The 9172-nt window shown below is 61.0% G+C and carries 10 protein-coding genes; 8 read left to right on the plus strand and 2 right to left on the minus strand.

Going from position 1 to position 9172, the window contains the following annotated elements:
- On the plus strand, positions 1-1195 hold a 1195-nt coding region (locus ACXWUF_RS13140; RefSeq protein ID WP_458495122.1), incomplete at its 5' end, for a chromate transporter.
- A 26-nt stretch (positions 1196-1221) separates the two neighbouring features.
- Entirely contained in the window at positions 1222-1965 is a 744-nt protein-coding gene (locus ACXWUF_RS13145; RefSeq protein ID WP_458495123.1) for a superoxide dismutase, read from the plus strand.
- A 60-nt stretch (positions 1966-2025) separates the two neighbouring features.
- Here the strand turns inward: ACXWUF_RS13145 and ACXWUF_RS13150 are convergent, their stop codons facing one another.
- A complete protein-coding gene (locus tag ACXWUF_RS13150; RefSeq protein ID WP_458495124.1) occupies positions 2026-2283 on the minus strand; it encodes a hypothetical protein in 258 nt (85 codons plus the stop codon).
- Positions 2284-2530: 247 nt separating this feature from the next.
- Between ACXWUF_RS13150 and ACXWUF_RS13155 the strand changes: the two genes are divergently transcribed.
- Positions 2531-2836, plus strand: coding sequence for a DUF6156 family protein (locus tag ACXWUF_RS13155; protein ID WP_458495125.1), 306 nt, complete (start codon positions 2531-2533; stop codon positions 2834-2836).
- Positions 2837-2980: 144 nt separating this feature from the next.
- Positions 2981-4471, plus strand: coding sequence for a nitrogenase cofactor biosynthesis protein NifB (gene nifB / locus ACXWUF_RS13160; RefSeq protein WP_458495126.1), 1491 nt, complete (start codon positions 2981-2983; stop codon positions 4469-4471).
- Between the two features lie 81 nt (positions 4472-4552).
- Here nifB and ACXWUF_RS13165 read toward each other — a convergent pair whose 3' ends face one another.
- Positions 4553-5539 carry a serine/threonine protein kinase gene (locus ACXWUF_RS13165; RefSeq protein ID WP_458495127.1) on the minus strand — a complete coding sequence of 329 codons (987 nt, stop codon included), beginning with the start codon at positions 5537-5539 and terminating at the stop codon, positions 4553-4555.
- 197 nt (positions 5540-5736) lie between these two features.
- Between ACXWUF_RS13165 and ACXWUF_RS13170 the strand changes: the two genes are divergently transcribed.
- The 4 genes from ACXWUF_RS13170 (at position 5737) to cysB (ending at position 9079) form a co-directional block, all read left to right on the plus strand.
- Positions 5737-6213: a PepSY domain-containing protein gene (locus ACXWUF_RS13170; RefSeq protein ID WP_458495128.1), complete on the plus strand. Its 477-nt coding sequence runs from the start codon at positions 5737-5739 to the stop codon at positions 6211-6213.
- Between the two features lie 171 nt (positions 6214-6384).
- Complete coding sequence (locus ACXWUF_RS13175; RefSeq protein WP_458495129.1) at positions 6385-6879, plus strand: cytochrome P460 family protein; 495 nt, start codon at positions 6385-6387, stop codon at positions 6877-6879.
- Between the two features lie 361 nt (positions 6880-7240).
- Positions 7241-7564 carry a ferredoxin FdxA gene (fdxA, locus tag ACXWUF_RS13180; protein ID WP_458495130.1) on the plus strand — a complete coding sequence of 108 codons (324 nt, stop codon included), beginning with the start codon at positions 7241-7243 and terminating at the stop codon, positions 7562-7564.
- Positions 7565-8104: 540 nt separating this feature from the next.
- A complete protein-coding gene (cysB, locus tag ACXWUF_RS13185) occupies positions 8105-9079 on the plus strand; it encodes an HTH-type transcriptional regulator CysB (protein WP_458495131.1) in 975 nt (324 codons plus the stop codon).
- Positions 9080-9172 lie beyond the last annotated feature (93 nt).

Below are 9172 nucleotides of genomic sequence, written 5' to 3' on the forward strand. Positions count from 1 at the left end.
GGTCCTGCCGGGACCGGAAGCCCAGCAGTTGGCAACCTATATTGGCTGGCTCATGCACCGCAGCCTCGGCGGGATCATGGCCGGGGGGCTGTTCGTCTTGCCTTCCCTGTTGGTGTTGGTTGGCTTGAGTTGGATTTATCTGGCTTACGGCCATGTGCCCGCCGTCGCGGGCGCACTCTATGGCATCAAGCCCGCCGTGACCGCCATCGTCTTGTTCGCAGCCTATCGCATTGGCACGCGGGCTTTGAAGAACGGGTTGCTGTGGGCAATGGCCGCGCTGTCGTTTCTGGCGATCTTCGCGCTGGGCACGCCTTTCCCGCTCATGGTGTTAGTGGCCGCTATTCTGGGGGGCATCGGCGGCAAGCTGGCCCCGCATAAATTCGCGGTCGGCGGCGGGCATGGCGCGGCCAAGGCCAGCTACGGCCCCGCGCTGATCGACGACGACACGCCCACGCCGGGACACGCCCGCTTCCGCTGGGGACGGCTGGCCTGGGTGCTGGCGTGGGGTTTGTTGTTGTGGGGCGGCGCCTTGGGCGGGCTGGCCTGGCGCCATGGCTTCGACGGGGCGTTGACGCAGATGGGCTGGTTTTTCACCAAGGCGGCGCTTTTGACCTTCGGCGGCGCTTACGCGGTGTTGCCCTATGTCTATCAAGGGGCGGTGGAGCATTATCACTGGCTCACCCCCCATCAAATGATCGACGGGCTGGCCCTGGGCGAGACCACGCCGGGACCGTTGATTATGGTCGTGACCTTCGTGGGGTACGTGGCGGGCTGGACTCAAGGGCTATTCGGCCCGGATCGGCTGTTTGCGGCGGGGGCGGTGGCCGCGACGGTCGTGACGTACTTCACCTTCTTGCCCAGCTTCGTGTTCATCCTGGCGGGCGGCCCGCTGGTGGAGTCCACCCACGGCAATCTGAAATTCACCGCGCCACTGACCGGCATCACCGCCGCCGTGGTGGGCGTCATCTTGAACCTTGCTCTGTTTTTCGCTTATCACGTCTTCTGGCCGCAAGGCTTCGAGGGGCATTTCGATTTACCCGCCGCGCTGCTGGGATTTGCCGCGTTGCTGGCCCTGTTCCGCTATAAGGCCGGGGTGATTCCGGTAATTGCAAGTAGCGGAGCCGCCGGACTATTGCTCACACTGCTGCAACCCTGGCTATCAAGCCAGTTGGGTGCGTGGCTTTTTACGACCTAAAACGTTCGATTGTTCGAGGAGGAACCATGACTGACCTTACCCGGCGTGAATTTATTACCACCGCGACGGTCGGCGCGACCCTGGCCGCGCTGTCACCCGAAGCCCTTGCTGCAAAACCCAAACAGGAGTCCACAAAAATGTCGCCCATTCCTTCCGCCTTCGCGGCCTCGCACGAAGCCAAGCCTCTGCCCTTCGATCCCGCCAAGCTGGACGGGCTGTCCGAAAAGCTGATCCGCTCCCATTGGGAAAACAATTACGGCGGGTCGGTGAAGGCGCTCAACGCCGTCAAGCAAAAACTGGCCGCATTTCTGGAAGACAAGGACTTGCCCCCTTATGTCTATAACGACCTCAAGCGCGAACACCTGATGCGCACCGGCTCGGTGGTCTTGCACGAATTGTATTTCGGCAATCTGGGCGGCAGCGGCAAGCCGGACGATTCCTTGCGCAAGGCATTGGGCGAGGCGTTCGGCTCATCCGAGACCTGGGAGAAGGAATTCCGGCGCATGGGCGCAGGGCTAGGCGGCGGCTCCGGTTGGGTGACGCTTGGTTACAACCTGCACAGCGGCCTACTGGAAAACTATTGGCAATGGGACCACCTGCACGCGCCCGCCGCCACGCTGCCGATTCTGGTGATGGATATGTACGAGCATTCCTACCAAATGGACTATGGCGCCGCCGCACCGAATTATGTGGACGCCTTTTTCCGCAATATCCGTTGGGAAACGGTGGCCGAACGCCTGGACAAGGCCCGCCGGGCGCGGGCGGCATGATGGGTTTCGCTACGCTCCACCCTCCCATAGCCTTTGGTGTAAGCGAATTCAACCGAATCCTTAAAATCCGTTGATACGCCCGCAGGCTCGGCAGCGCAGCTTTAGTACCCGCACCCGGCCATGATCGGCGCGGGTCGAAGTGGGTTCGAAATCCGTGGAGCCGCATTCGGCGCAATACTTGGGCGCTTTCACCGGGCGCGTCTCCCGGTCGGCGGCGTCGAGGTGTCGGCGTAGCGATTCCGGCCCGTCTGGGCGTTGGAAAATCCGCAGCATACGGCGGATGTATTCGCGGCATTGATTGAAGATGTTTCCCGCCATGGCATTTCCTCCGAATTGCCTGCTTGGACCATCCCGCCAGCCTTTCCGTTGTAGGGGATCGAGTCGGGATTGTTTTGCCCTCGCACGCGCCCTGCTGCTTTATGCGAAAACCTTTGTTTCCCTCCCGTCAAATCTGAAAAAACGAAGATCGGGTATCATCCGCTGCCCAGCGGTCGGCGTCTGCCGCAAGGGAGTCAACCCCCGCCCCGCCCCTCTTTTTATCCATCCATCCCAACGAGACCTAACCATGTCCAACGAAATCCCCGGCGAGTGCCGCTATTTCCTCACTTATAGCGGGGTCAAGCTGCCTTTCAAACTTCTCAATCCGCTGGAGCCGGAACAGATCGAAAACCGGAACACCTATTTCCGGGGCTACTTCGACGCTGAGAATTGCCTGCTCAGCCTGCAAAAGATGGTCTACGGCGAACTCGAAATGGAACACCGTTACACCTATCACGGCAACGGCGTCCTCAAAGCGGCGGAAATCATCGACATTGATGGCGAGGTCACGGTGCTGAGTTTCGACGAGAATGGCGAGCCGCTGGATTCCTGAATCCGACAATCGCCCGGCCAATGTCGGGTTCAAAACATGCATAGGCGGTGATTATATTAATAAAATCAATAGCATAAAAACTGGCATACCGCGTGCTTCCTCTATTCGCACACCTCCACAGCACCCACCAGAGGAATAACGACAATGCAGTTACCCGTACTGAACTCCCACGAACCCGCCGCAGCGCAAGGCGGTTGCAGCGCCTCTTCCTGTGGTTCCACCGACGAGCAGGTGAACCAACTCCCGGACCACATCCGCGAGAAGGTGCAGAACCACCCCTGCTACTCCGAGGACGCCCACCACTACTTCGCCCGGATGCATGTCGCGGTGGCCCCGGCCTGCAATATCCAGTGCCATTACTGCAACCGTAAATACGACTGCGCCAACGAATCCCGCCCCGGCGTGGTCTCCGAGTTGCTGACCCCGGATCAGGCGGTCAAGAAGACCATGGCGGTCGCGGCGAAGATTCCGCAGATGACCGTGCTGGGCATCGCCGGTCCCGGCGACCCCCTGGCGAACCCGGAGCGGACCTTCGAGACCTTCCGCCAACTGAGTCAGGACGCCCCGGACATCAAGCTGTGCGTTTCCACCAACGGCCTGGCGCTGCCGGAATCCGTGGAGGAGCTGTCCAAGCACAACATCGACCACGTCACCATCACCATCAACACAGTGGACCCGGACATCGGCGCCCAGATATATCCCTGGATTTTCTGGAAGAACAAGCGCATCCATGGCCGCGAGGGCGCCGCCATCCTCATCGAGCAGCAGCAAAAAGGGCTGGAGATGCTGGTGGCCAAGGGCATCCTGGTCAAGGTCAACTCGGTGATGATTCCGGGCATCAACGACCAGCATTTGGCGGAAGTCAGCAAGATCGTCAAATCCAAGGGCGCCTTCCTGCACAACGTTATGCCGCTGATCGCCGAGGCCGAGCATGGCACCTTCTACGGCGTGATGGGCCAGCGCGGGCCTTCGCCGGACGAGTTGATGGACTTGCAGGAAGCCTGCTCCGGCGACATGAACATGATGCGCCATTGCCGCCAGTGCCGCGCCGACGCGGTGGGCCTGTTGGGCGAGGACCGGGGTTCCGAGTTCACGCTGGACAAGATCGACGCCATGGAAATCGACTACCAGTCGGCCATGGAAATGCGCAAAGTCGTTCAGGAAGGCATCCTCGCCGACATGAATGAAAAGCGCGCCGCCCAGGCCGAGAAGGCCAAGCCGAAGATTCCGGCGGGCACCCGCCCGGTGTTGATGGCCATCGCCACCTCCGGCCAAGGCGTCATCAACCAGCACTTCGGCCACGCCAAGGAGTTCCAGATTTATCAGGCGTCCCCGGAAGGCATGAAGTTCATGTCCCACCGGAAGACCGACCAGTATTGCTCCGGCGATTCCACCTGTGGCGAAGCGGAATCGGCCCTGGTTCGCACCATCCGCTCGCTGGAAGGCTGCGAGGCGGTGCTGTGTTCGAAGATCGGCTACGAGCCGTGGGAAATGCTGGAAGAGGCGGGCATCGTGCCGAACGGTGAACACGCGATGGAAACCATCGAGGAAGCCGTGATGGCGGTGTACCTGGAAATGTTCAATGGCGGGAAGCTGACGGAGAAGCCCGCCGCGTTGAGCCGGGCCAACGGCTAGCCGTCTCGCTGTAGGTCGGGCTTAAGCCCGACTAGCCGTCTCGTTGTAGGTCGGGCTTAAGCCCGACCTACAAAGCTTTATTCACACCGGCCAGAGCGGCGCTTCGTCCATCAGGGCGATTTGCTCGCGAAGCTCTTGAATGCGGTCGTGCCAATAACGTGGCGTGCCGAACCACGGGAACGCCTGCGGAAACGCCGGGTCTTTCCAGCGCCGGGCCAGCCAGCCCGCATAATGGATCAAGCGCAGGGTGCGCAGGGCTTCGATGAGATGGATTTCCCGGCTGTCGAAGTCGAAGAAGCATTCATACCCCGTCAACAAATGCCCCAATTGCCGACTCATTTCCAGCCGGTTGCCCGACAAGAACATCCACAAATCCTGAATCGCCGGACCCATCCGGCTATCGTCGAAATCCACCAAGTACGGACCATCGCCCGCCCATAGCACGTTGCCGCCGTAGCAGTCGCCATGCAATCGCAAGGCGCCGACGGCTCCGGCCCGCTCGAAACAGGTTCGCACCTTATCCAAGGCCAAAGCCGACGCGCTTTCGTAGGAGTCCCGCGCATCCGCCGGAATGAAACCCTCCGCCAGCAGAAACTCACGCGGTTCCTCGCCAAAGCTGGCGATGTCCAGCGTGGGGCGCTCGCGATAGGGCTGCAACGCGCCGACGGCGTGAATCCGCCCAATCAAGCGGCCCATGCGCTCCAGGATGTCGAAGTCGTCGAACTCGGCGGCATGACCGCCCTGTCTCGGGAAGGCCGCGAAGCGGAAGCCCTCGAACTCGTGCAGCGTCAGCCCGTCCTCGCCTTCCAGCGCGGGCACCACCGGCAATTCGGCGTCCACCAGTTCCCGCAGAAAAGCGTGTTCTTCCAGAATTTGAGCGTCGGTCCAGCGCTCCGGGCGGTAGAACTTCGCCACCACCGGCGGGCCGTCCTCCATGCCCACCTGATAGACGCGGTTTTCATAGCTGTGCAGCGCCAGCAACCGGCCATCGCATTGAAACCCCGCGCTATCCAGGGCATTCATCACGCGGTCGGGCGTCAGAGAAAAATAAGGTGTCGTGTTAGTCATGGACCCATTCTACAAAGTGCTTAGTGATTAGTGACGGATGGTTAATAAAAAAGTTTGACACGATCCGCGCCCAACTTAACTCGCCCCTCGCCCCGCCGGATAGACCCCCGCCGTCCCACGTCTAACCAACTGAATTGCCCAGACCTTCTGGGCGAATCCTAGACGGCTTTTGTAAGAACATCATGGAGGATACCCGTATGCGAATTACCACCGCGTTGATCGCCGCCGCCATCGCCGTTTCCGGCACCGTCGAAGCGGGCGAGGAAGAACGGAAAATTTCCCTGAGCGACCTGCCGCCCGATGTCAAAGCCGCTGCGGACAAGGCCGTGCCGGGGGCGAAATGGCACAGCGCCGAACAGGAAACCGGCAAGGGCGGCGTCCATTACGAACTCAAGGGCAAGGGAATCGAGAACGACCGCGAGGTGGAAGTGGAGGTCATGCCCGACGGCAAGCTGCTCCAGACCGAAATCGAAGTGCCCATGAAGGAAGTCCCCGAGCCGGTCCGCGCCGCGTTCAAGGAGCGCTGGCCGGATTCCAAGCCCAAGGAAGTGAAGGCCGTCACCCGGCAAAATGGCGCCAGCGGCTACGAGTTCGAGGAAGCCCGGGGCTTGGGCAAGGAATTCGAAGTGTTCATCTCCGGGGATGGCAAAACGGTGGAGGTCAAGGAGGATTGAGGGCGCTCGGCGGGGCGGCGAATGGATGGGGTGGGCGTGTACTCATACGGGAAGCGGCCCCAGACAACACGGTTCTGACGGCGTGGCATGAATGTGGCATTTATAATCCCGCTTCGGGCGCATTCCCGAATGTTCATGCCCACCATCCCCAACATCACTAGGAGAAGAATCGTGAAGAAAATCCTGCCTGCCCTGGCCCTCATCGCCGCCGCCCCGTTCTGCCAAGCCGAATCCGTGGCCCCCGCCCCCAATGGCCTGGTCCGTCCCGAGGGCTACCGGGATTGGCGCGTCATCGCCGTTTCTCAACGCACCGAGAGCGGCACCCTCCGGGCCATCCTGGGCAACGACGCCGCCGTCGCCGCCGCCCGCGCTGGCAAGACCAACCCCTGGCCGGACGGGGCGATCCTCGCCAAGGCGTCCTGGAAGCAAACCACCCACAGCAAATTCCCCACCGCCATCGTGCCAAACGAATTGACCCATGTGGATTTCATGGTGAAGGATTCGGCCAAGTACAGCGCGACCGGTGGCTGGGGCTTTGGCCGGTGGCTGGGCGACAAGGCCGAGCCCTATGGCAAGAGCGCCGAGTTCGCCCAGGAATGCTTCGGCTGCCATGGCGCCGCCAAGGATAACGACTGGGTGTTCACCGCCCCGGTCAAGCTGCCCTGATATTTAAGGCCGCGATTCCGGCGCGGGAAAAGCGCCGGAGCCGGGTGGCGTGAGCCTCTGTTTGGGCCTGTCCCGGCCTTGCCCTGTGGGTTTGGGAAATATTCCGGGTCCATGTAAAATGCGCCTCGCGCCACCCTCCCCGCGAGAACACCACCGCCGGAACGCCTCCCCTGAGGCGTTCCGGCGCGGTTTTTCTTACCGGACCATCCCGGCGGGGACGCGAAACGGACGGACCCCCGGCCCAGTCTAAAAGCGAGCAAGCGCGGCGCTTGCATCAACCAGAACACCCCCAAAAAAGCGGCCGCCGGAATCCCCGGTTCGGGGGATTCTCTTAAAAAACAAAGTAGACAGGAACCTTGAAATGACTTTTGTAGTAACCGAGAACTGCATCAAGTGCAAATACACCGACTGCGTGGACGTGTGCCCGGTCGATTGCTTCCATGAAGGCCCGAATTTCCTGGTCATCGACCCCGACGAATGCATCGACTGCACCCTGTGCGAACCGGAGTGCCCGGCCCACGCCATTTTCTCCGAGGACGAAGTGCCCGCCGAGATGCAGGACTTCATCCAGTTGAACGCCGATCTGTCGAAGACCTGGCCGAGCATCACCGAAGTCTCGCCCGCCTCCGAGGAGGCCGACGCTTGGAACGGCAAGCCGGGCAAGCGGGAACTCCTCGAAAAATAGTCCACGCCCAGCCGCAGCAACCGCCGCTGCCGCCCTCGCTGACGTTTCGGCGACCGGGCGGCGGATGTTGGGCGGGGCGAATGGCTTTGGCTCGTACAATTCCAAGGGGCACGACGCCGCCGCAATCGTCCCGGCCCGCGCCTTCCCGCCCATCTCGTTCAAACGCAGTCATGCGCCCGCCACGCGGGAATGCTTGCTCCTCATCATCCCGCGCAATTCCTGCCCCGCAAACATCACCCACTTTCGCCGCCGCCAAACTATAGATGACACCGTTGGCAAAGCGACATTTTGCCCCCTCTAGCTCTGGGAGAAGGCTGGGGTGAGGGGGGTCAAATGAAGCTTTCATTCCACCGTCATCTATAACTGAGCGGCGCTGGGTTCAGTCCGTGACTGCGCCCGTTCCGACGGCCCAGTCGGCCAATCGCGAAGCCCGTGCCCCCAAGAATCGCCATGAATAAGCCCGCGTTTTTCATATCTCAATGATATACTCGGGGTGATATTTTCACGCTTTTTGGAATAAGAACAGGATTCGGACGCTTCATGAAACTTCAGCAACTACGCTACATCTGGGAAGTCGCACAGCACGAGCTGAACGTCTCCGCCACGGCGGACAGCCTGTATACCTCGCAACCTGGCATCAGCAAGCAAATCCGCTTGTTGGAAGATGAACTGGGCATGCCCATCTTCGCCCGCAACGGCAAGCATCTGACCGAACTCACCGCCGCCGGGCGGGCGATCGTGGCGATAGCGGGGGAAATTCTCGGCAAGGTGCAGGACATCCGCCACATCGCCCAGGAACACCGGGACAACAAGGTCGGCTCGCTGTCCATCTCCACCACCCACACCCAGGCCCGTTACGCCCTGCCGCCCGCCATCCGGGAATTCATGCGGCGCTATCCGGGCATCAAGCTCAACATCAACCAGGGCACGCCCATCCAGATTTCCGAGCAGGCGTCGCGGGGCGTGGTGGATATGTGCATCGCCACGGAAGCCATGGAGTTGTTCGAGAATTTGGTGATGCTGCCCTGCTACCGCTGGAACCGTTGCGTTTTGGTGCCCCAAGGCCATCCGCTCGCCGACCTGGAAACCCTCACGCTCCAAGATGTGGCCACCCATCCGCTGGTGACTTACACCTTCGGCTTCACGGGGCGCTCCCAGCTTGACTACGCCTTTGACCAAGCCGGGTTGCATCCGCAGTTGTCCTTGACCGCCGTGGACGCCGATGTCATCAAGACTTATGTGCGGCTGGGGCTGGGCGTGGGCATCGTCGCCCACATGGCCTATGACCCGGTGGCGGACGCCGATTTGATTGCCATGGACGCCAGCCATTTGTTCGGGGCCAGCACCACCAAGATTGGCCTCCGGCGGGATATGTTCATCCGGGGCTTCATTTACGACTTCATCCGCATCTTCGCGCCGCACCTGACGCGGGAATTGATCGACCAAGCCATGGAGTTGCGGGAGAAGAAAGACCTCGATGCCTTATTCAAGAACATCGAGTTGCCGGTGCATTGAAGAAGTGGTCAGTGATTAGTGGCGAGTGGTTAGAAAAAACCATTGACACAACGAGTCGCAATCCAACCATCAAATCCACTAACCACTAACCAC

The organism is Methylomagnum sp. (genome assembly GCF_054333355.1).